Source organism: Streptococcus suis YS161 (assembly GCF_002760245.1).
Classification (GTDB): Bacteria; Bacillota; Bacilli; order Lactobacillales; family Streptococcaceae; genus Streptococcus; species Streptococcus suis_I.
Map to the genome: position 1 here is coordinate 21,129 of NZ_ASCA01000006.1, position 23,016 is coordinate 44,144.

A 23,016-nucleotide genomic window follows, 5' to 3' on the forward strand; every position below is an offset into this window, starting at 1 on the left:
TTATACATTCTTAAGTAGTAATAAAACTTACTTACTCCCCTCTCTTTTTAAAACAACCGCAAATGTCTTCAATAAAATCTTCACGTCTAACCAAATCGTCCAATTATCAATGTATTCCACGTCTAGTTTCACAACTTCGTCAAAGTCTGTGATATTACTACGTCCGCTTACCTGCCACAAACCTGTAATACCTGGTTTAAAGCTGAGTCGGCGTTTTTGACTAGGAGTATATTGATCAAATTCATCGACTGTAGGGGGTCGTGTACCAACAAGACTCATATCGCCAGTCAAAACATTGTAAAATTGTGGCAGTTCATCCAAACTTGTCTTCCGAATAAAATGACCAATTGGTGTAATGCGAGGATCGTTATCCATTTTGAACATACCACCTTGCATCTGATTTTGAGCCATTAATTCTTTTTTACGCTCTTCAGCATCTACATACATAGAACGGAATTTATAGAACTTAAAAATTCGCCCATTTTTTCCAACGCGCTTTTGAATAAAAATTGCTGGTCCACCATCTTTCCGAATAAGAGGAACTAAGACAATGGAAGCAAGTCCGCAAAAAATCAAACCTACTATTGCACCACAAATGTCCAGCAGTCGTTTCATAAAGATGTGGCTAGGCTTATAAAGATTCGAGGAAAAAGTAACAATACTATGGTCACCAATTTGTTGAATTTTTTTATTTCGTAAAGCTTGAAAATCAAATGAATTGATATCCACACTCACATCTATACCTAGGATTTCAAATTCTGATACAATGCTTTTCAAATCATAAATTTCACTTGGAAGATTAATAAAAACATGGTCAACTACTTCATGAGTTGCAAAGTCTACTGCTTGTTCCAAAGGAATAAGCGGTGCTGGCAATTCCAAGTTAGTTACACCTTCTCCTAAAATTACGACTCCAGCCAAATATTTAGCAGGTAATAATTCTGATTCAAATAAGCCTCTCATCAATCGAAAACATTCATAAGTAGTTATAAGCAGTGTATTTTTTTGCTGCTCCTTTGAAATTAGAAATATATGCTTATAATGTCTAATAATACAATTCGACAAATAAACTAGGCCAAAATTAATTGCGGAAAAATAGACCAATCCCCTTCTTGAAATCTTGACCTCATCTACCAACATAAAAGAGGTAAAAGTTAATAGTAATGCCAAAATTAAGCTATAGGTTAGTGTCTTCTCTACTTCTGCTAGGTAACCTCGTTTTTCAATATCTACGTACATTTTAGAAAGATTAAAAGCAAAAAAATGCAATACGAAAATAGATAAGACGCCTGTTCGATTAAGATCCGAATCTGGAAATTGATTAGTTAAAAATACAGCAAAAAATACGGCAATTAATTCAAGAAGCGCCAACCGTAACTGGCGATAACCATTTATATTAATCATACTCTCTCCATTTTACTTCATACTATCTAGCAAAGTAGTTGATACTCTAAAGTTTTAAACCAACCTCAAATCGCCTGGTTTTTTAATAGCATAAGAGGATTCTTTTTCAGCAACGCTTTCGCTTTATCTTCGCCAAATTCCTCTGTTATTAACTTATAAGCCTCCCTCATAAACGGAGGTCTACTAGATAAATTATGCATATCACTGGCAACACAATGTACTAAATCCTGCTCTAAAAAATACCGAGTGCGTTTTTTAAATTCTTTTGCTCGATCGCCAATTAAAGCGGGCTTCAGCACATGGTTACTATTTACCTGAGTATAGCATCCCTTGTCAATTAACTCTTCTACTCTCTCTGCATGAAACGCTAGGGCATCATATCGTTCTATATGGGCAAGTACTGGAGTTAGTCCAAGTAGCGTCACTTCGTTCACTGCTTCTTGAATCTCTTTCCAAGGAGTGTTCATACTGAATTCCAAGAGAATATAGCGCGAGCCATTAAGTGTGGGTACTTTCTTTTTTTCAAGTTTGCTTAAGATATCTTTACTATAATACAATTCAGCACCATAGCACAATCGTATTTCAGGATAAACTTCTGCTACTGCTTCTTTAAGTTGAAGAAAGTTAGTCATGATAACTTTTTCTGGTGTTTCAAACATCCCTTTTCTTCTATGAGATGTCGCTACGATATAGCGAACACCTTGACGATAAGCTTCGCCTATCAAACTCAAGCTCTCTTCAATAGTTTTTGGTCCGTCATCCACACCAAATATGATATGCGAATGAATATCAATCATACTAATACCTACTTATCAAACTTATATTATCTGAGAAATTAGGCTTTTTTGCCGTAATTTCCGTAGTTTCCGTATTCACCATACTTCTCAGTGGCAATATCATATTTGTTCAAGATAACGCCTAAAAACGGTGTGCCTGTTTGATCCAACTGCTCTTTAACTTTTTTCAAAGATGAGCGCTTAACATTGCCTGCTTCTGCTACCAGCACCATCGCATCACATTTCTGCGCAATGATAGCTGCATCAATCACCAGTCCTAATGGTGGACAGTCAACGATAACATAATCATAGTAGCGACGAAGAGTCGCAAGTAAATTTTCAAAATTCTTACTTTGTAAAAGGGCAGTAGGGTTAGGTGAAACCTTTCCTGACTCAATGACGGTCAAGTTTGGAATATCTGTATCGCATAATCCCTGAGACAAGTCTGTTGTCCCTGCTAGGTAATCCGTCAAACCTGTAATCTTTGTAATAGGTTTGAAAAAACCAGACATGACTGAATTTCGGATATCCGCATCCACCAAAACGGTCTTATAACCTGAACGAGCATAGGCAATAGCGAGACTAGCCGCAGTTGTACTCTTACCTTCATTTGACTGAACAGAGGTAATACCAACAACCTTAATATCCGCTCCGCTAAGCTGAATGTTGGTACGGATGGCATTGAAATATTCTTCTGTTTTATTTACCAATTCTTTTTTCGTACGTGCAATTTCTAACGTTGCCATATTGTTCTCCTATTTCAATTTCTTCGAATCTGGTACTACACCAAGCAAGGTCAAGCCCATTACCTCTTCAATATCCTGAGGGCGTTTGACACGGTCATCCAAAACCTCCATAACCAGTACAAGAGCTGTTGCCAAGATACCGCCAGCTAATAAACCAAGTATGATATTTCGTTTTGTATTTGGAGTGGTTGGTTCTTCCGCTGGGACTGCTTCTTCAAGTGTTGTCACATCACTTACCTTGGTGACCTCAACAATTTTTTGCGCCGCAAAGGTACGAAGACTATTTGCAATACGTGCCGCTTCATTTGGATCCGCATCACGCACGGAGATAGAAACGATACGAGTATCGACAGGGATAGAAACTGAAACCTTTTCTTTTAAGTTCTCGTTCAAGTTCAACTCTGTAGCTACTTGCGTCAATACATCTTGTGATAGGATAATTTCCTTATAGTCTTTTACCAAATAGGTACCTGCTTGTAACTCTTGGTTGGTCAACCCAGCACCAGCTTCTACATTTTGACTCACTACATAGATACGGGTAGTAGAGTCATATTGTGGAGTTACCAAAAAACTGCTATAAACAAATGCCAGCCCTGCTCCTAATACCGCAGTTACTAGAATGAAGAATTTTTTTCTCCAGATTGTTTTCAATAATGATAATACATCAATTTCGATTGTATTTGATTCTTGGTTATTCATAATTTCTCCTATTTTTTAATTTCCATCCAATACTGATTGAATAGTAGTCTTTACTTGTTCCAGACTATCTTGATTAATTTCCATCATATACAGTTGTGATCCAGGCATCGCATAAGAAGGTAAATCCATACGACCTGAACCTGTCAAGGCCTGAGACTCAACTGTAAACTGGGTACCGGATTCTAATTGGGTATTTACCAAGCCCATAATCGTTTCCAAACTCAAGTCAGTTTGAATGGAGTCTTCAAGACCAGATAAAATCGCTTGATAGTTTTTAAGATTTTCTGGTGCGCTCATTTTTTTGATCAAGGCTGCAATCACTTTTTCTTGGTTTTTTCCACGGTCATTATCACCATTAGCTAAAGCATAGCGTTCGCGGACGAAACCTAAGGCCTGTTCTGAATTTAAATGGATTTGACCTACTGGGAAATCAAAACCACCATGCAGACTGGTAACTTCTTGATCATTGTACACATCAATACCACCAACCAAATCAATCAACTGTAAGAAGGAAGTAAAGTTGAGTCGGATATAGTTACTAATGTCAATACCATAAAGATTTTCTAAGGTGTGCACGGAGGCGTTAACACCATAAATCCCCGCATGTGTTAGTTTATCGTATTGATTTTGCCCGCCATCTGCGATAGCAACGTATGAATCTCGTGGAGTAGTTGTCAATAAAATCTTATGTGTCGCACGATTGACAGTCATAATGATATTGACATCTGAACGCGAAACAGATGAAATTGGACCGTAGGTATCAATACCGCTGATATAGATATTGAAGCTGTCCCCACTCGCTTGTTTGACTGCTGTTTCAACAGTATGAGTCACTTTGAAACTATATATTTTTTTCACTTTTGAAGAAAAGTCTGGATCTTCATTTTCTAAAATATTGCTAAAAACTCCGTTGAAGACCATCGCTTGACTCTCACCATTCAACATAGATTGATATGCTGTCAGATAAGAGGTCGCGGGGCTAGTTGCTAGTTGAATAGATTCCATTTTGGAAATGTCTTCCATTAAAGCGGTGATGTTATCTTGGTCGTATTCGGCTGGAGCAAGAATACTAGTAAGCTGACGAACGTCCGTAATATCACTATTTGCTGGGACAAGGATACTCATTTCATATTCTGAAAATGTCGAATTTGAATTTAGTCGTGTTGAAAATTTTACAACTTCTTGCATCCCATAGATTCCGACAGAAGTGATGACCAGTGAAAAAACAAGTAAGAGTGTTGTAAACACACGCGCTTTCTTACGCCACATCAATAATCCAGTCAATACTGCCACTCCTACTAGCAAAAGTGTAACAATATAATTTAAATACCGGAAATCTAGGATGTTATAGCGATACATGGTCACTAAGAATAGACATAAAGTAATGGCGTAAAGCCCCAAAAGCGCAAAATTTACCAATTTGAACTTGGACGACTTCCTTCGCCCGCTTCTCTTTTTCATAAACAACCTTCCTTTTACTTATAACTAACCTAGTATATCATAGAAATTAATATTTTTCTACCCTTCTTTAGTGCTGGAAAACGTTATCTTGTTTATTATTTCACATTTTGATTGATCGTATGAAGGTAAGTTGGTTTGCCGTTGATTCGGAAGCACAATATTCAAAGCCATCCACCTTAAAATCTTGAATGTCCGATAATTTCTGAATATTGTTCTTAGCCAACCAGGACAGCAATCTTCCTCTACCTTTTTTTGATATATTTGAGTGAACTTTTAGCTGACCTGCTTTTTCTTCCATGAAAAGAATTTTAACTAATCTTTTCTGAATCTGTGGAGAAAACACCTGCTCAAATTCTGACGAAGCCAACGAGAGAATCAGTTCATCATCACCAACTTCTTGGTCATAATACGGTCGCCAGTACTGTTTCAAAGACTGATTGCCTATCTTTAAGCTCCCTTGAAAATCTAAGCGGTGAGGTGAAATGAATTCAAAAGGATGAATCAATCCGTATAAGGCTGTCGCAACACGAACGTGGTCACGTAGGTAATTTTCTTCTTTCGAATCTATACCTCGCCTATCCATATAACGATACATGAGACCATCATATAACTGCCAGGCTGGATAGGTTTTTGCTTGACCTATCCTGATTCGATACCAACGATCAGCTTCTAACTCAGCCTTTTCTTCATTCAATTTATAAAAGGCAGCCATCTTTTTTACATCAAATTGACTTATGGCATCCAGCACCGGCTTGCTTCGATCAGACAGGGGATAAAACGGGGCATTCTCTAGATTTGTATTTACTTCTTTTGCATTAGGTATAATTATTTTCATCACTTAATTATACCATAGAGTAGCTTAATTCCTGAGCCTCAACCCCATTATTCATATATTGTATTTCTGCAACTTTTCCTATATACTAGCTAGTAACATAGTCTATAAAAAAGGGGGCCTAGATGAAAAAATATCAAGTTATCATCCAAGATATTTTGACTGGAATAGAGGAACACCGATTCAAACGTGGAGAGAAATTACCTTCTATCCGTCAACTCAGCGAGCAATATCATTGTAGCAAAGACACTGTCCAAAAGGCTATGTTGGAATTAAAGTATCAAAATAAGATCTACGCTGTCGAAAAAAGCGGTTATTATATCTTAGAAGATAGAGATTTCCAAGACCATACTGTAGAGCTCAATCCTGCAGACTTTCAAGAATTACCCTATGAAGATTTTCGGATTTGTCTAAACGAAAGTCTTATTGGGCGGGAAAATTACCTATTCAACTACTATCACCAGCAAGAGGGATTGGCAGAATTGATTTCCTCCGTTCAAAGTCTGTTAATGGACTATCATGTCTATACAAAAAAAGACCAGCTGGTTATCACAGCTGGTAGTCAACAAGCTCTATATATTCTCACACAAATGGAAACCTTGGCTGGAAAAACGGAAATCTTGATAGAGAACCCTACCTACTCACGAATGATAGAGCTCATTCGACATCAAGGAATCCCCTATCAAACAATTGAACGAGATTTAGATGGAATTGGCCTAGAAGAATTGGAAAGTATCTTCCAAACTGGAAAAATTAAGTTTTTCTACACAATTCCTCGCTTGCACAACCCTCTCGGTTCAACTTATGATATAGCAACAAAAACAGCCATCGTAAAATTAGCAAAGCAATATGATGTCTACATCATTGAGGATGACTATTTGGCGGATTTCGACTCTAGTCATAGCCTACCTTTACACTATCTTGATACAGATAATCGTGTCATCTACATAAAATCTTTTACACCGACACTCTTTCCTGCCCTTCGAATCGGTGCAATCAGCCTTCCTAATCAGCTACGTGATTCCTTCATCAAACATAAGAGTCTAATCGACTACGATACCAATCTTATCATGCAAAAAGCTCTCTCGCTCTACATTGATAACGGTATGTTTGCACGAAACACACAGCATCTTCATCATATTTATCACGCTCAGTGGAATAAAATAAAAGATTGTTTAGAGAAATACAATTTGAACATCCCGTATCGAATTTCCAAAGGGAGCGTGACCTTTCAGCTAAGCAAGGGGATTCTTTCGCCTAGCATCCAACACATGTTTGGAAAGTGTTATTATTTCAGCGGACAGAAAGCTGATTTCTTACAGATCTTCTTTGAACAAGATTTTGCAGATAAGCTGGAGCAACTTGTAAGATATTTGAATGAATGAAATCTAATAGCCTCATGCAAATAATCCCCCTCGAACTTAAAAGACGAGGGGGATTGTTCTATAGTGGAAATTACATCCCCAAATTGTTATACTCTTCGAAAATCAAAATTATCCGCTGTCAAGAGCCTTGATGAGCGAAAAGCTCCAGTGGAGGTTTTCAGCCTGTTACCTTGAAATAAGATAGTAACAGAGTTCTATCTTCGACTTCGTTTCCTAGGCTACTTTTGATTTTCATTGAGTATTACTCTGTGAATCACGCTTTCACTTCATAGCCCATCAAAAGTCCGCCTTCTTCAGCATAGAAAGAGCAAAGACCAGATGTAGCTACTTCTTCAATGGTTGCATTAGCAAATTCGGTTTTGACCAAGTCTGAAAACTGTTGGAAAAATTTGTCATTATTGCGGTGGGCCATGACGATACGACCTCCATCATAGCCTGCTTTTTTCATTTCTTCAAAGGCTGCTGTCACAGATTTCTTATGACCACGCGCCTTTTGAAGCAACTCTAATTTTCCTTCAGCACTTGCCTCACCAACCATACGGATATTGAGAAGACCAACGACAGTGCCTACCAATTTGCTCAGTCTTCCATTCTTAACAAGATTATCAACCTTAGCTAAAACAAAGAGGAGCTTACTGTGTTCCCGATAGTGAGTTATCGCTTCTACTACTTGTGGAAAATCTAGTCCTGCACCAATTAAGCGATTGATTTCGTCAACAAGTAAATCCATTTTCCCACTGGCTGACAAACTATCTATCAAATGGATATTCACATTCGGATGCTCTTCGATATACATATCCCTAGCTACACGTGCCGCATTAAAACTACCCGATAGCCCACCTGTAATCGTCACAACGATAATGTTCTCAGCTCCCTCAAAAGCTGCCTGATAAGCCTGCGGACTTGGGCACGCAGACCCCGCTGCAGACTTAGATGCTTCCATCACCTCCATCATGTGATCAATATCCAAGCTTGCATCATCAACAAATGCTTGTTCTCCAACTTGGATGGTAAGTGGCACACTAATAAATTCAGTGTCCGGAGCTAGATTAGCTAATTGACGATAGTCGCAGCCCGAATCTGCAACAATTTTCCATTTTGACATAATATTCTCATTTCCAATTTTACTTTTTTATTTGACAATAAATCTCTATTTACTTACAATTATATCATTAAACTACCCTATCTGAAAGCATTTTCTTTCAGATGTGACACTCGGAAAAGGAAAACTATGGCAGGTCGTAAAATTTCACCCCAATCTTTGAAAAACCTCTATCAATCAAATAAAGAAGCGAATCAACTGACTAAGGAATCAATAGAAACTGCTCTGCTATTTCTCCTAGAGAAAAAGGAGCTCAAGCAAATTTCGGTATCTGAATTGGTCCGAAAAGCTGGTGTGTCACGCAATGCCTTCTACCGCAATTACAAGTCCAAGGAAGAAATCCTTGAAGACTACTACGAACGGACTTCCAGCAACCTTAAAAAGAAATGGCATGATTTGCAGGACAAGGTTCAAAAGGACGGCGTCAAGCAAAGCTTTGCAGATTTTGTCCAGGAACAAAAACGCAAGGCAGAGCAAAGCAAGGCCCTGTCCAACGTCAGTCAATGGATCAAGGAAAAAACAAAACGGGATTAAAAGTCCCGTTTTTTGCTGTCTTCTATTTTTTGCCTAATTTTCTAGTCTTTTTGAGGGCGGCGGCGACTGCCTTAATAATGGCGTAACGGAAGCCTTCTTTTTCAAGGGCTACCACGCCTGCGATAGTCGAGCCGCCTGGCGAGGTCACTTCTTGTCTCAGCTGAGCTGGGTGCTTGTCGCTATTCAAGACCATCTGGGCAGTTCCAGCCAAGGTTTGTGCAGCCAGAACCTTGGCATCTTGAGCCGTCAGCCCGTTTTGCACACCGGCATCTGTCAGAGCCTCAATCATCTGATAGACAAAGGCTGGTCCGCAGCCTGCGATAGCCGTTGCTGCGTCGATCAGGCTCTCTGGCACCTGCTGGACCTTGCCTGATTTTTCTAGGATTTGTTCCAATAGCGGAGCGAGCTCTTGATTGACCAAGCTATAGGTTGTCATGCCTTGGCCGATAGCGACCGGTGTATTGGGCATAATACGAATGATCTTGTCTGCCAATACATATTCTGCCAGGCTGTCAAGGGGCACACCCGCTGCCATAGAAATCCAGATAGCTGACGGATTCTGGCTAATCTGATCCTGCAAGCCTGACAAGACTGTCTGAATCAGGTGAGGCTTGACCCCAAGGAAAATGACCTCAGCCTGCTCTGCTATTTCCCTATTAGAAAAAAGCTGACCGCCTACCTTCTCTTGAAGAGCCTGGGCTTTTGCTGGGTTGTGGTCGCTGAGGAGGAGCTGGGTGTCTGGTAGTTGGCTGACCGCTTGGGCCAGGGCAGCTCCCATATTGCCCAGTCCGATAAATCCAATCTTCATCTTACCCTCCTAACGAATGTGGCCGTCGCCTGTGATGATGTACTTGTAAGTGGTCATTTCACGCAAGCCCATTGGACCACGGGCGTGCATCTTCTGGGTGGAAATACCTAACTCGCAGCCCAGACCGAACTCGCCACCGTCTGTGAAGCGGGTCGAGGCATTGACATAGACTGCCGCCGAATCCACATAGAGAGTAAAACGCTCTGCCGTCTGGCTATTTTCCGTCACAATGGCCTCGCTGTGCCCTGTCGAGTGTTGAGCGATGTGGCTGATAGCCTCTTCTACATTTGAAACAACTTTGACAGCCAGGACATAGTCCAGAAATTCTGTATCAAAATCTTGATCGCCTGCCGGTGTGGATTGGTTGAGAAGAGCCTGGGCCTGATTGTCAGCACGTAGCTCCACCTGACCAGCCAGAGCTTCCTCCAAGCGAGGTAGGAATTGGCTGGCAATTTCTTCATGGACTAGCAATACCTCTGCTGAATTGCAGACAGATGGGCGACTGGTTTTGGCATTGACCACAATCTGAAGAGCCTTATCCAAATCCGCATCCTTATCTACATAGACATGGCAGATACCTGTGCCTGTTTCGATAACAGGCACAGTCGCATTTTCAACGACGGCTTGAATGAGTCCTGCACCGCCACGTGGCACCAAGAGGTCAATCTTGCCTTTGGCAGTCATCAACTCGGTCGCAGAGGCACGGCTGGTATCTTGGACTAGCTCGATGACCTTTGGCGAAAGACCAGCTTGCTCCAAACCAGCTTTGAGGGCCGTGACAATAGCCTGGGCCGAATGAAAAGCTTCTTTGCCACCACGCAAGATGACCGCATTACCACTCTTGATGGCCAAGGCAGCGGCATCTGAGGTCACATTTGGACGGCTTTCGTAAATCATCCCTACCAATCCAAAGGGAATGGATTTCTTGCAGATGTTCAAGCCGTCTGCCCGAGTGGATTCTTCCAAGACTAGCCCGACAGGATCTAGCAAGCCAATCAAGGCACGAATGCCATCTGCCATGGCTTCAATCCGCTCAGCAGTCAGGAGCAATCGGTCCTGCATAACTTGGCTGATTTTTCCTTGGGCATTTTCCATGTCGGTGGCATTGCCTGCTAAAATTGCCTCAGTCTGAGCAACCAACTGGTCTGCCATGGCTGATAGGGCCTGGTTTTTCTGTTCGGTTGTTGCCAGATTGATAGAGGCCTTATGGACCAATAAACTGTCTAATAATGCTTGTGTTGTTGTCATATTTTTCTCCTATTTGGTCTTTCAGTTTGCTTTTAGTACTTGCTCCAACAGTCTAGGAATAGACTGTTGGAGGTCAGAAATAAAGCGAATGATGTTCGCACCAAAAGCTGCAGGCTGCTTGTACAGTCGAGTGACTGTACAAGGTTGGAGATTGCACTTGCGAAGCAAGTTACTTCTACCAAGTACGGCAAAGCGAGTTCAAACAATCTAGTAGAGTGTTTGAAGTTGGAAATAAGGAAACGAAGTTTCCTCATACGTCCAAGCAATAAAAAATATACTGAATGACTATAAACTAACCCAATCGTTGCGGTGAATCAACACGCCCTCTGCTCTGCCATTTGCCAACTGGTCCTGCAAGTCCTTGGAGGACAGTTTGACCCGTCCTTTACCAATCAAGCAGTGGTCTGCTTGACTGTAAACTTCCACGACCTGTCCTACTTCAAAGTCGCCTTCTAGGGCTCTGACTCCTGCTGCTAACAAACTGCGGCCTTGGTGCAACATGGCATCAACCGCTCCTGCATCCACTTCAACCGCCGCGTCTGTCCGAGCGTAGAAAGCCATCCACTGCTTGCGTTGGTTCATGGCGTGGTCGTCCGCTAAAAAGAGGGTGCCACGGTTGGTTTGAGTAACCGCTTGTAGAAGGGCCGTATCCTCTTTTGAAGAGCAGATAAAGACAGGTACGCCTGACTTGGTCGCAATCTGTGCCGCCTGCAATTTGGTAGTCATGCCACCCGTTCCGTTGGACGATCCTGCTCCTGCTGCCATGGCAAATAAGTCTTCCGTAATTTCCGTAATCTCTGGCAAATGTTTGGCATTGGGGTCGCTGTTAGGATTGGCCGTGTAAAGGCCATCCACATCCGTCAAAAGCACCAAGAGGTCCGCTTTCAAGAGAGAAGCCACCTGAGCAGACAGGGTATCATTGTCCCCCACCTTAATCTCCTCAATGGCAATGGTATCATTTTCATTGATAATGGGAATAGCTCGTTGTTTCAGCAAGACCTGCAAGGCCTGAGAGGCATTCTGATAACGTCTAGCATCCGCAAAATCATCCTGGGTCAGCAAAATCTGAGCCGACACAATGCCATCTTTCATCAGATTTTGCGTATATTCCTCAATCAGCAAGCCCTGACCAACCGCCGCAGAAGCCTGTTTCTCCGCAATCTTAGTCGGCCGCTTGTCAAAGCCCAATCTCCGAAAACCAGCAGCAATCGAACCAGATGTTACTAGTACAATCTGATAACCCTTCTGGTGCAACTGTGCCAGCTGATTGGTAATCCGAGCGATTTTGATACGGTCCAAACTCCCATTTTCTTGCGTCAGAGAACTTGTCCCGACCTTAAATACAATTGTTTTTTCTGTCATAATCTCTTCTCACAAAAACTAATATTTGGAAAATTATACCATATTTTAATCATAAAGAAAATCACTGTTATTCGGCAAGGAGAGAGGGAATAGATTCCTAATCATGAGTAGCATTAAAAAAACGCTGGAAACAAAAGGAAGCCTTGTGGCTCCCTTTCAACTTATTCAAAAAAACCTTGAATAGCTCCTTCTATTTCTTTCGCATCCACACTTAACATTGAATAATCTTTCTCAAAGAAGGACAGAATTTGCTGTCCATAGCGTTTGGTGTGAACACGCGGGTCCAAAACCAAGACTAGTGAATCTTGTTTGTCATGGCGATTGGTACGACCGATGGCTTGTTTGAGCTTAATCATCATCATAGGCAGGCTGTAATCATAAAATGGATTTTTCCCTTCTTCACGCAGATGGTGATTGATTTTTTGCACAAACCGGTCCTTTGGATTGTCAAATGGGAGCCTTGTAATAACCTGAATCAATTGGTCCTGACTGGCAAAGTCAACGCCCTCCCAAAATACACCTGTGCCGAGTAAAATTTGGCATTCCCCTCGTTCAAATTTGCGTTTGAGAGTCATTTCCTGTCCATGCTTGTGCTGGGCTAGGTGAGGAATGTTATTGCCTTCTAACAAATCCGACACCTGCAAGAGCAGAGAAATCGATGTGAACAAGACCAAAATCGGTCGTCCCAGCTCTGCTATTTCTCCTAAAGTAGTAGCCAAATAAGCTGCATGCTCCTCCTTGGTCCAAGCGAGGATATCAGGGAGATGGGTCGGAAAAAGCAGCTGCTGGTTGGTCACAGTTTGAGTCGGTATCAAATCCAAGGTGACCTGCTCAAAGCCCAGCAAATCCGCCAGACTGACCTTTTTGCTGATGGTCAAGGTTGCGCTGATGCAGAAAATCTTAGTATCTGGCAGGTAGTTGGTCGCATTTAGAAGGCTGTCCTTGGAGCCCCGCAAATAGGCAAGCCGCTTTTCTTCTAAATTTTTCTCCTCCAACCAAAAGGTATCGTAATAGTCTATGAGCTGATGCAAGTCGTTCAAATCAACATCTCCAAGCTCCTCCAGGTTCTGACCAAGTTGATGAAGTTCAGCCTTTTGAACCTCTCGTTGACCATGCTGACGAAAACGACTCAAAAAGTGGTTGAGTTCAAACTGGCACGACTCATACAAACGTTGGTCCAAAATAGTCGTCGCTCTGCCCTTTTTACTTTGCAATACTTGTAACATACTTGTCAAATCTTGCGAAGCCGTCGCTAGATTTTCAGCAGCCAAGAGAAACTTTTGTGCTTCATCAATCACCACCAGACGCTTATCCATGAGAGGATCTTGATCCTTAAGATGGCTGAGAAAGTAAGCGTGGTTGGTAATGAGCAGTCTACTAGAGAGAGCTTGTTGGTTCAATCGTTGCCAAAAATCCAAGCCCCAAAAAAGACTTTCAGGCTCCAATTTCCCATCGTGGGCAATCTCATCAAAGTAAGCTTGGTAGCGTTGTTTTTGTTTAAGCTCATCCAAATCACCTGTCGTGGTTTCGCATAACCAGACAAGCACCTGCATTTTGAATTGATTGACCAGGCGATTATCATCCTGCCTCTGCAGGGTTTTCCAGTAGTTGTCTAACTTGATAAAATGCTTGGGCGATTTTAGAGAGACTATGGGAATACGAAATATCTCTTTAAGCTTGCTCCCTTCCTTTTCCATAATCTGCTCTTGAAGGAGCTTGGTCGGCACGGTGACCAATAAAGGCTGGTCTGACTTAGCAAGTAAAGGCAAGAGATAACCGTAAGTCTTCCCCAAACCTGCCTGCGCTTGGATAAAATGCACTTTTTCTTCGTCAGCCAAGCGTTTTTCTACTACTTGAGCAAAAACAGTTTGTTTTTTTCGTTCATGCAAGCCTAGAAGGGCAATATTGGTCGAAAAATCTTCAGATAATCGGTAGGTTGACTTGATTTCTTCTGGCTTTTTCAAGACCAAGTCATGAATAGATTCTAAATCGTATGATAGATTTTCTGACAGAACAGGCACCATCTCATCAATGACCAGACGGGATTCAAAGAGCAGATTGTCCGCCAAATCAAGAATCTTTTCAACAATAGACCTGGGTAAGCTCTTTATTTTCTCTTGAATTTTGATGAGCAAGCGCGCCGTAGCCATGGCATCTGATATGGCCGTGTGTGCCTGGTCCAAACCCAAGTCCAAATGCTCTGCTAGATTGCCCAGACTGTATTTATCAAAAGTCGGGAAAAATAATTGTGCCAATTCCACCGTATCCACACGCGGAGTCAGCAATTCATAACCTTCAAAGAAAAGAGCTTCTGCCAAGAGATTAGCATCAAACTTGACATTATGGGCTACGAAAATAGCATCACCAATCATGTCGTAAATCCTACTTGTAACCTGACCAAAATCTGGAGCCTGACTTAGCTGTTGGTCTGTGATACCTGTCAGATTCTTGATATGATCATCCAGTAGCTCATAGGGATTGATGTCCGTTGCATAACTGTCAATGATTTCTCCATTTTCAACAAGAACAATCCCGATTTGAATGATTTTTGCATCGGCACCTGTACCAGTTGCTTCCAAATCCACAACGGCATACCGATTGCTTGTTCTTCTGTCTTTCATACTGTTCATTATAGCATATTCCCTCTCATGGAAAAAGCTCCAAACAAATTCCATGAAGTCGTTGGAATTTTTTGTTAGACTACTTATATAAAAACTGTTTCTGTGAGGAGAAATACCATGCTTATTCATAAATCTGTCAATCCTGTCGCTTTTCAAAATACCTACTACCTTGAAAATGATACCCATCTGATTATCATTGACCCAGGAAGTGACTGGACAAAAATTCAAGCAACTATCGAAAAAATCGGAAAACCAATTTCGGCTATTCTACTTACTCACACTCACTATGACCATATTATGAGTTTGGACATCCTGCGTGAAAGCTACGATTTTCCACCTGTCTATGTGGCTGAAAGTGAAGCCAGCTGGCTCTACACACCAGAGATGAATCTGTCAGGTCTACCTCGTCATGATGATATGGAAAATGTGGTCTGCCGACCTGCTGAAAACATCTTCCAATACCAAGAAGACTATCAGTTTGACGGTTTTCATTTCAAGGTTGTACCGACGCCAGGTCATTCTATCGGTGGCGTATCCTTTATCTTTCCAGTAGCCGAAGCCGTCATCACTGGAGACGCACTTTTCCGTGAAACTGTAGGACGCACAGACCTGCCAACCAGCAACTTTGATGACCTGATTACTGGTATCAGAGAACATATCTTCACCCTGCCAAACCACTACACCGTCCATCCAGGTCATGGTCAAAATACCAGCGTTGGACATGAGAAAAATTTCAATCCGTTTTTTAGATGACAAGAAAACCTGCCTAGTTCAGATTGAACCAGGCAGGTTGTAATTTACCACATATCCAGTCTCTCTTCGGGTGCCCTATACATTGGGTCACCTTCTTGAATATGGTAGACTTTATAAAAATCATCTATTTGCTGTAATTGGAGATTGACCCGAAATTCCTCAGGAGAATGTGTGTCTACCTGAAGTTGATAACGGCCATAATCAACCGCAACTATTTCTCGACGGCTACGAGCATAGTGCTCAAAAAATTCTTTTAGATTAGCTGACGGTTCTTCTTTTTTGAGCGTAGCCAAGGCAATCTGTATTCCTCCCAAATCCGCAAGATTTTCAGATAGAGTCTGTTGCCCATTTATTCTACCACCATAAACTTCCAGACCATCAAACAAGTCTACTAGGGCTTGATTTTTTTCTTCAAACGCTAGTCTATCTCGCTCTATCCACCAGTCTTTTAGACTACCAGTCTCATCAAAATTTGCTCCTGTGGCATCAAAGGCATGAACAAACTCATGAGCGATAATTTTACCAATCCCGCCATAATTCTCGGCTACAGATTGATTTTTGTCATAATAGGGAGCTTGTAAAATAGCCGCCGGAATATAAATAGCATTCTGACTAGGAGCATAGGCGGCTGTTACTTCACTTGCCGATACATTGCTAGCCCAAGTTTGTCTATCTATTGGCTGACTATAACGCTCGAAAACTCCTGTTCTAGCTTGAATCGTAATAGCCAAAACATTTTCAATATAAGACAAGTCTTCACGCACCTTTAATGACTTGGTCCAGTCGCTCAACTCCCTTGGATAGCCGATATGATAAGTGATATTTTCTAATTTTTTAATTGCAGCTTGCTTGGTGGCTTGACTGAGCCATTTATTGGCTAGAATCCTTTCTTGATAAGTCCTAGAGATTGCCTCAGCCATTTCCTGAATGGCAAGTAAGTCCGTTTCATCGGCATAGTTATGACCATAATAAACACCCAAGCTTTCCTTGAACATTCCAGTCACATCCAGATAAGTCATGTAATCATTTGGATAGGAGGCTGAAACTCCTTGGACTTCTGCATGAAATCTCCCTGCTGTCTGCATGATTTCCCCAGTCAAATAGGGAGCCAACTTCATTGCTTGGCTAACCAAAGCCCATGATCGATATTCTGAGAAATTTTCTTCCTTGATAAATTGGGATAATTGTTCAAAATAGCTTGGATTAGAAACATAAACTTCCCCCGGTTCCAAGCCCACCAGTCCTACTAATTGTTCTCCAATCGATAAAGCTGGAGAGTAGTTTTTAACCTCTGAAAATGTTCTAAGTTCTTCTGCGTTCACAGGTCCCCAATCACTATGCACATTCTCGCTAGCTGGTAGAGTGTCAACGAGTCGATTGTCAAAAGCAATGGCACCTTCAACCAAAGCAGTGGCCTCCTCGTCTGAGTAGCCACATTTTTCCAAAATATGTCTCGCAGATATACGGTAAGAATCCATGAGTTTCTCACGAACAGTCCTGTCTTCATAGTAAGACTTATCAGGTAGAATCGTCTGAGGTGGTAGCAAAATTAGCATTCTTTCAGATGTGTTTCGTGGATTGGCAATCACATCAAGACCATAGGGCAATGGATAGTCCTTACGAATCCAATCTTGACTAAGCGATTTCAGCTCGGAAAACGAAGTAATTCCCATCATTTCATCCAGTATCATTCTAGCTACTCTGACACCATCTTCTTCCCTTTTGGTAAAATCAAGACCTTGCTGATACAACTTGATAAATTCTACTAAATCCTCAGACTGAGGCTCTAGCTGACCAGCTACCATTTTGTCAAAATCCGATTTTAATTGCTCATCTACTTCCATTTGCAATCTTGTAAACTCATTGTAGAATGGTGTACCACTTGATAACCAGCCACCATTTAACCAGTCCTTGTTTATGGCTTGATAAAAATTAGTTTGGATAGTCGGTTCTGCTTTTTCAACTTGTGTTTGGTCATCTCTTATTTTCTGACCACCACAGGCAGCTAAGAGACAGCTAAAACCAAGCAAAACCAATCTCAGTAGACCTTGTTTTATCACGCGTCACTCCCTCATTTGTTTTCCACAAACTATTTCGACAGACAAAGATGCAGAAAATAATTACTCCTCCGCATCTTGCTCTTTCTTCAGCTCCCCAATCGTCTCAAAACTTGCTCGACCATCCGCAGCCAGAGCCTCCTGCTCGTAAGCGTTAATAATCTGGGCAACGACTGGATGGCGAACCACATCCTTGGCTGAAAAATGCACGAAATCAATCTGTGGAATCTTACTCAACTTCTCCGTCGCATCAATCAGGCCTGACTTAACCTTGCGTGGCAGGTCAATCTGGCTAATGTCTCCATTGACAATCATCTTGGAGTTAAAGCCCAGACGGGTCAGGAACATCTTCATCTGCATAATGGTGGTGTTTTGTGCCTCATCCAAGATAACAAAGGCATCTTCCAGCGTCCGCCCCCGCATATAGGCCAGCGGTGCAATCTCGATAATCTCGCGCTCCATTAGGCGCGTGGTCTGCTCCTTGCCCAAAATCTGGTAGAGGGCATCATAGACCGGGCGCAAATAAGGATCTACTTTTTCTTTTAAGTCCCCTGGTAAAAAGCCTAAACTTTCGCCTGCTTCCACCGCAGGACGGGTTAGGACAATGCGCTTGACCTGTCCCCGCTTGAGGGCTGTAACCGCTAGTGTAACCGCTAAGAAGGTCTTCCCTGTACCAGCAGGACCAATTCCAAACACGATATCATGACGCTTTACGCTGTCTACATAGAGTTTTTGACCAAGGGTCTTTACGCGAATGGGTTTGCCGTAGTTGTCCTTGATAATTTCTTCTTCGTAGAGGGCAACGAATTTCTCAATCTCATCATTTTTGACCATAGAAATAGCCGTGACCACATCAGGCGTATTGATGATCAAGCCCCGATTGACCAAAACCAATAGGGACTGGATAACCAAACGAGCCTGTTCGACATGCTCTTCTTGCCCAATCACTTGAACTTTTTCCGTCCGTGCATGAATAACCACACCTAGTTCCTGTTCCATCAATCTCAGATGGCGTTCATTGGACCCAAAAAGGCTAAATAGATCATCTGGATGTTTTAAGTGAATATCAATCGAATGTTCTAGCAAGAGTTGCTCCTTTTCCTGTGCTTTTCTCTATTATAACAAAAATAGCCCAAACAAGGCTATTTTGTACTATTTTATCCATCAATGTCCCAAATAATCTTCCCAAATCGCATCAAAATCAGACATGGAAAAGGCAAAGCTGGCTGATTCCTCCAAAAAACGACTGACTTCATCAAAATTATCTGATTGCTTAGGAAAATCAGACTCATCAAAGGCATAATCTGCCAAGATAGCTACTGGTTCATTACTTTTCGGGTTGCGCTGGGTCATCAACCAAGAATAAAAACTTCTTCTCACTACATCTACTTTCTATGATTTTTTTCGTAGAGCTCTATATAGCGCTCCATAGACATCTTACTAACTAAATCCCCAATCAATTCATAAGGAATATTCTTGGGATTTTTCATACGAATACAGGACTTGCCCATATCCAGTTTGGTAGGTACCTGTGCTTGATAAGCAGCAAAGAACCAATCATTCAATTCTTGGTCCATATAGATTCCCATGTGGTACGATGTGTGCCTTTTGTGATGCCAAGGCAAGGAAAGGCAGGGGCTCTCCCGGTGTGCAATGATAACCATCGGGGTAGGCAGCAAGCGGCACATAATAGTTAATCATACCTCCCAAGATGCCTATTTCAAAACCAGCTGGTAACTGTTCCACAATCACTTGATGGAGCCGTTCAACCGCTTCCTTCCGATTGGCAGCCATATATTCTTCAATCGTTTCCACTTCAATCAGCATGACTTTCTCCTATCTCAACCCCAACATACTCTCTTTGGCATGAATCATGTCCGTTATCATCTGACAGTATGGCGTAGGGATACCTGCACGTTTGCCCTTAAAAACAACCGCTCCATTCAGATAATCAATTTCTGTCTTTCGACCATGTTGGACCAAATCCTGGTGCATAGATGGATAGTGATTGGAAGCCTTCTTAGAAGCATCAATAACATATTTCCAAATAGCTTCTTCGTCAATTCCATCTGCCTCAGACTTGGCAACGGCGATAAATTCCTTGAAAATACCTTGCACCAAATTCAGGCCAGCCTCCGTACCGAATAATTCACCAATTGTACAGTCTAAAATGGTACAAGTTGGATTCATCACACCATTAACACAGGCTTTCTGCCAAATAGCACTGACAACATGATTGTCATAGGTCACATTTAGCCCAGCTTCATTCAGCATTTCAATAATATCCGCAACTGATTGCTCATCACCAAGAATATGCTGAACGGAGATAGAACCCGGACCTTCTAAGTGAGCATGTCCAGGACCCTTTAGTCCCGCCAACCACATGGTCACCCCAACCATGATACTTTCATCTGGCACGTACCGACGCATGGTCGTCGCATGCCCCAAACCATTCAAGAGACTCAAAACCTTGGTAGTTGGACCGATAATCGGTTTAATATCCCGCAACATCTTTGGCAACTGATCAGCCTTTGTCAATAGAATGATAAAATCTGCTTCTCTCGTTGCTTCGGCCGGTTTCATGATGGGTAAATGTACAGTTTCCTCTACATCTCCAGTCACTTTCAAGCCGTTTTCTCGAATTACCTCGATATGCTCTTCCCAATTATCCAGCAAAATCACTTCATGATTTGTCTTAGACAATTGATAACCAAAACGACAACCCATTGCCCCACTACCAGCAATATATACTAGCATAGACGCCCCCTAGACCAACTCTGTTCCAAAAGAATCCTGTTTAATTTTTCCAGCCTTCATCAAACCACCAAGAGCTTTTTTGAATTGCCCTTTGGAAATACCAAAGGTGGCCTTGATGTCTTCCGGAGCAGACTTATCGTTCAAGGTCATGAAACCTCCATTGCTTTCCAGATAAGTCAATATCATCTGGGCATCATTTTCCAGCATCTCAAATGAACGTGGCTTGAGAGACAAGTTCAATGTCCGATCAACTGCACGGTAGCCGATGACACGCGCCTCCAAAACCTGACCCAGACGCGGTTCCGCAAAGCGTTCGCTCGGATGGATAAAACCAAGCATGTTGTTGTCTGGCAAATAAACAAAAGTACCATTCATTTTCAAACGATAGACAATCGCTCGCAGATTTTGGTTTTGCATATTGTCATAAGCAGGTCCAGCCATTTTCTGAAAATCTTCCTGAAAAGCTGGCAGAGCCCAAATGCGGTCCTTCTTATCGACGTCTAATTTGACGTACAACTGATCCCCTTTTTTCGGCCAGAGTTCCTTGATTTCAGGCAAAATGTCCAAGGAAACAACCACTTGCTTGTCTGGTAGACCTGTATCCACAAAGACACCCAAATCCTTACGTACCTCTGTGACAGTTCCCCAACCAAAGCCGATACGACTCGCCCCAACTTCCTTAGTTGTCAAACGGAGTTTTTGTTTCATATCGGTATAGGCAAATCCTTTAACAGATTGACCTAGACTATGTTCTCCTTCATCCTTAGAAAGAGCAAAGGTTCTACCCTCTTTTTGGACAAAGTAAAACTGATCGTTTTCGTCAGTCACTAAACCAACTATATACTGTGCTAATAAATCATTCATGATTTTCTTCTTTCTGATTAAAAAGTGGGGGAAGTCTTGTCTAACTTCCCCCATTAGATTTCTTATTGGTTCACCACTGGAAGTTAGACAGCCCAGTGATGATCTATTTTTGTAGTCTAAAAACGTGTTGATTAAACTTCCAACAATTCTTTTTCTTTGTCGGCAGTCATTTTATCAATTGTCTTGATAGCATCATCTGTTACTTTTTGAATATCTTTTTCAAGCGTCTTCAACTCGTCTTCTGTGATTTCTTTTGCTTTTTCAGCTTTTTTAGCTTCATCCATGGCATCACGACGGATATTACGGATGGCAACTTTCGAATTTTCACCGACTTTTTTCACATCTTTCGCCAAGTTCTTACGAGTTTCCTCTGTAAGGGCAGGAATAACCAAACGGATAACAGTACCGTCAGATTGCGGTGTCAAACCAAGATCTGAAGCGTTCAAAGCACGCTCAATATCCTTCAAGATTGACTTATCAAACGGAGTAATCAAAAGAACACGCGCTTCTGGCACTGTAATACCAGCCAACTGGTTCAATGGCGTTGGAGAACCGTAGTACTCAACTGAAATACGGTCCAACAAACTAGCATTGGCACGGCCAGCACGAATGTGGCTGAATTCACGTGCCAAACTCTGATGAGATTGGTTCATGCGCTCTTGCGCTTTAGCAATAATTTCTTTAGACATAAGACTTCCTTCTTTATTTTTTATCTTTTATTTTTCTTCTGAAGAATTTGAAACGGTAGTACCGATTGGCTCACCGAAGACAACACGTTTAATATTTCCTGGTTCATTCATATTGAACACGACCAAATCAATATCATTGTCCATTGAGAGAGTTGATGCCGTCGCATCCATGATTTTCAAACCACGACTAATCACTTCACGGTGGGTCAATTCATTGAATTTAACCGCATTGGCATCTTTCTTCGGATCAGCATTGTAGACGCCATCTACACCATTTTTAGCCATCAAAATGGCATCGGCTTCAATTTCTGCTGCACGCAGGGCTGCAGTTGTATCTGTTGAGAAGTAGGGTGAACCAATCCCAGCACCAAAGATGACAATGCGACCTTTTTCAAGGTGACGAAGGGCACGACCACGGATATAAGGTTCTGCAACAGATTGCATGGCAATAGCTGTTTGAACACGTGTATCCACACCCAGTTGTTTGAGGGAATCAGCCATTACAAGAGCGTTCATCACCGTACCAAGCATACCAGTATAGTCTGCCTGAACACGATCCATTCCAGCTTCAGCAGCTGGCTCACCACGCCATAGGTTTCCTCCGCCGATAACAAGCGCAATTTGAACACCAGATTCTGCTACTTCTTGAATCTCCTTAGCCATTTCTTGAACTGTTTGGATATCAATACCCACACCACGTTCACCTGCCAAGGCTTCACCAGATAGTTTGATTAGAATACGTTCGTATTTAGGTTTCATCATCTCTCTCCTCTATTTTATCCCTACTATTCTACCACAAAAACCGTTTTTTTTATACTGAAATCTCTAAGAAAAAAGGAAAATCTTCAACGAGCTTTCCTTCTCACATTCTAAAACGCCTCTTTTTCCCAGCTTTTCAATAGTAGAAAATAGAGATTT

The 23,016-nt window shown here is 41.9% G+C and carries 21 protein-coding genes and 1 pseudogene; 3 read left to right on the plus strand and 19 right to left on the minus strand.

The annotated features are described in order from the left end of the window. Positions 1-27: 27 nt before the first annotated feature. The 6 genes from SST111_RS00490 to yaaA form a co-directional block, all read right to left on the minus strand. A complete protein-coding gene (locus SST111_RS00490) occupies positions 28-1,404 on the minus strand; it encodes a sugar transferase (RefSeq protein ID WP_099809646.1) in 1,377 nt (458 codons plus the stop codon). 65 nt (positions 1,405-1,469) lie between these two features. Beyond that, complete coding sequence (cps4B, locus tag SST111_RS00495) at positions 1,470-2,201, minus strand: capsular polysaccharide biosynthesis protein Cps4B (RefSeq protein WP_024400834.1); 732 nt, start codon at positions 2,199-2,201, stop codon at positions 1,470-1,472. 38 nt (positions 2,202-2,239) lie between these two features. Next, on the minus strand, positions 2,240-2,926 hold the full coding sequence (locus tag SST111_RS00500; protein ID WP_024384936.1) for a tyrosine-protein kinase: 687 nt from the start codon (positions 2,924-2,926) through the stop codon (positions 2,240-2,242). A gap of 9 nt (positions 2,927-2,935) precedes the next feature. After that, positions 2,936-3,625 (minus strand): YveK family protein, encoded by a 690-nt coding sequence (locus SST111_RS00505; RefSeq protein ID WP_044771090.1) that lies wholly within the window; start codon positions 3,623-3,625, stop codon positions 2,936-2,938. A 15-nt stretch (positions 3,626-3,640) separates the two neighbouring features. Next, a complete protein-coding gene (gene cpsA / locus SST111_RS00510; protein WP_099809647.1) occupies positions 3,641-5,086 on the minus strand; it encodes an LCP family glycopolymer transferase CpsA in 1,446 nt (481 codons plus the stop codon). Positions 5,087-5,186: 100 nt separating this feature from the next. Then, positions 5,187-5,921, minus strand: a complete 735-nt coding sequence (yaaA, locus tag SST111_RS00515) for a peroxide stress protein YaaA (protein ID WP_099809648.1) — start codon at positions 5,919-5,921, stop codon at positions 5,187-5,189. A gap of 122 nt (positions 5,922-6,043) precedes the next feature. Here yaaA and SST111_RS00520 point away from each other — a divergent pair, with 122 nt between their 5' ends. Further along, the gene (locus SST111_RS00520; RefSeq protein WP_099809649.1) at positions 6,044-7,303 is read left to right on the plus strand and encodes an aminotransferase-like domain-containing protein; all 1,260 of its coding nucleotides are present in this window, start codon (positions 6,044-6,046) and stop codon (positions 7,301-7,303) included. Positions 7,304-7,556: 253 nt separating this feature from the next. On the opposite strand, the gene SST111_RS00525 is transcribed toward SST111_RS00520, so the two are convergent. Further along, positions 7,557-8,408 carry a DegV family protein gene (locus SST111_RS00525; RefSeq protein ID WP_099809650.1) on the minus strand — a complete coding sequence of 284 codons (852 nt, stop codon included), beginning with the start codon at positions 8,406-8,408 and terminating at the stop codon, positions 7,557-7,559. A 126-nt stretch (positions 8,409-8,534) separates the two neighbouring features. Here SST111_RS00525 and SST111_RS00530 point away from each other — a divergent pair, with 126 nt between their 5' ends. Next, positions 8,535-8,939 carry a TetR/AcrR family transcriptional regulator gene (locus tag SST111_RS00530; RefSeq protein WP_011922106.1) on the plus strand — a complete coding sequence of 135 codons (405 nt, stop codon included), beginning with the start codon at positions 8,535-8,537 and terminating at the stop codon, positions 8,937-8,939. 22 nt (positions 8,940-8,961) lie between these two features. Here the strand turns inward: SST111_RS00530 and proC are convergent, their stop codons facing one another. From proC to SST111_RS00555, 4 genes are all read right to left on the minus strand, one after another. Beyond that, the gene (gene proC, locus SST111_RS00535; protein WP_099809651.1) at positions 8,962-9,747 is read right to left on the minus strand and encodes a pyrroline-5-carboxylate reductase; all 786 of its coding nucleotides are present in this window, start codon (positions 9,745-9,747) and stop codon (positions 8,962-8,964) included. Positions 9,748-9,756: 9 nt separating this feature from the next. After that, entirely contained in the window at positions 9,757-10,995 is a 1,239-nt protein-coding gene (locus tag SST111_RS00540) for a glutamate-5-semialdehyde dehydrogenase (RefSeq protein WP_099809652.1), read from the minus strand. Positions 10,996-11,280: 285 nt separating this feature from the next. After that, positions 11,281-12,357 (minus strand): glutamate 5-kinase, encoded by a 1,077-nt coding sequence (gene proB / locus SST111_RS00550; RefSeq protein WP_099809653.1) that lies wholly within the window; start codon positions 12,355-12,357, stop codon positions 11,281-11,283. A gap of 161 nt (positions 12,358-12,518) precedes the next feature. Continuing rightward, complete coding sequence (locus SST111_RS00555) at positions 12,519-14,987, minus strand: bifunctional DnaQ family exonuclease/ATP-dependent helicase (RefSeq protein ID WP_099809654.1); 2,469 nt, start codon at positions 14,985-14,987, stop codon at positions 12,519-12,521. Between the two features lie 108 nt (positions 14,988-15,095). On the opposite strand from SST111_RS00555, the gene SST111_RS00560 reads away from it, so the two are divergent. After that, a complete protein-coding gene (locus tag SST111_RS00560; protein ID WP_029944371.1) occupies positions 15,096-15,731 on the plus strand; it encodes an MBL fold metallo-hydrolase in 636 nt (211 codons plus the stop codon). A 44-nt stretch (positions 15,732-15,775) separates the two neighbouring features. Here the strand turns inward: SST111_RS00560 and SST111_RS00565 are convergent, their stop codons facing one another. The 8 genes and pseudogenes from SST111_RS00565 to pyrH form a co-directional block, all read right to left on the minus strand. After that, positions 15,776-17,791: a M13 family metallopeptidase gene (locus SST111_RS00565; RefSeq protein WP_099809655.1), complete on the minus strand. Its 2,016-nt coding sequence runs from the start codon at positions 17,789-17,791 to the stop codon at positions 15,776-15,778. A gap of 60 nt (positions 17,792-17,851) precedes the next feature. Next, a complete protein-coding gene (locus SST111_RS00570; RefSeq protein WP_099809656.1) occupies positions 17,852-18,874 on the minus strand; it encodes a PhoH family protein in 1,023 nt (340 codons plus the stop codon). Between the two features lie 78 nt (positions 18,875-18,952). After that, on the minus strand, positions 18,953-19,168 hold the full coding sequence (locus tag SST111_RS00575) for a YozE family protein (protein WP_009910192.1): 216 nt from the start codon (positions 19,166-19,168) through the stop codon (positions 18,953-18,955). Positions 19,169-19,173: 5 nt separating this feature from the next. Continuing rightward, positions 19,174-19,615: pseudogene (locus tag SST111_RS12525) on the minus strand (DUF1801 domain-containing protein). Positions 19,616-19,624: 9 nt separating this feature from the next. Further along, complete coding sequence (locus tag SST111_RS00585; RefSeq protein ID WP_099809657.1) at positions 19,625-20,545, minus strand: 2-dehydropantoate 2-reductase; 921 nt, start codon at positions 20,543-20,545, stop codon at positions 19,625-19,627. Positions 20,546-20,554: 9 nt separating this feature from the next. Next, a complete protein-coding gene (cvfB, locus tag SST111_RS00590) occupies positions 20,555-21,409 on the minus strand; it encodes an RNA-binding virulence regulatory protein CvfB (protein WP_029188659.1) in 855 nt (284 codons plus the stop codon). A 131-nt stretch (positions 21,410-21,540) separates the two neighbouring features. Continuing rightward, positions 21,541-22,098 (minus strand): ribosome recycling factor, encoded by a 558-nt coding sequence (frr, locus tag SST111_RS00595; protein ID WP_009910199.1) that lies wholly within the window; start codon positions 22,096-22,098, stop codon positions 21,541-21,543. A 27-nt stretch (positions 22,099-22,125) separates the two neighbouring features. Then, positions 22,126-22,860 carry a UMP kinase gene (gene pyrH, locus SST111_RS00600; RefSeq protein WP_180274005.1) on the minus strand — a complete coding sequence of 245 codons (735 nt, stop codon included), beginning with the start codon at positions 22,858-22,860 and terminating at the stop codon, positions 22,126-22,128. Positions 22,861-23,016 lie beyond the last annotated feature (156 nt).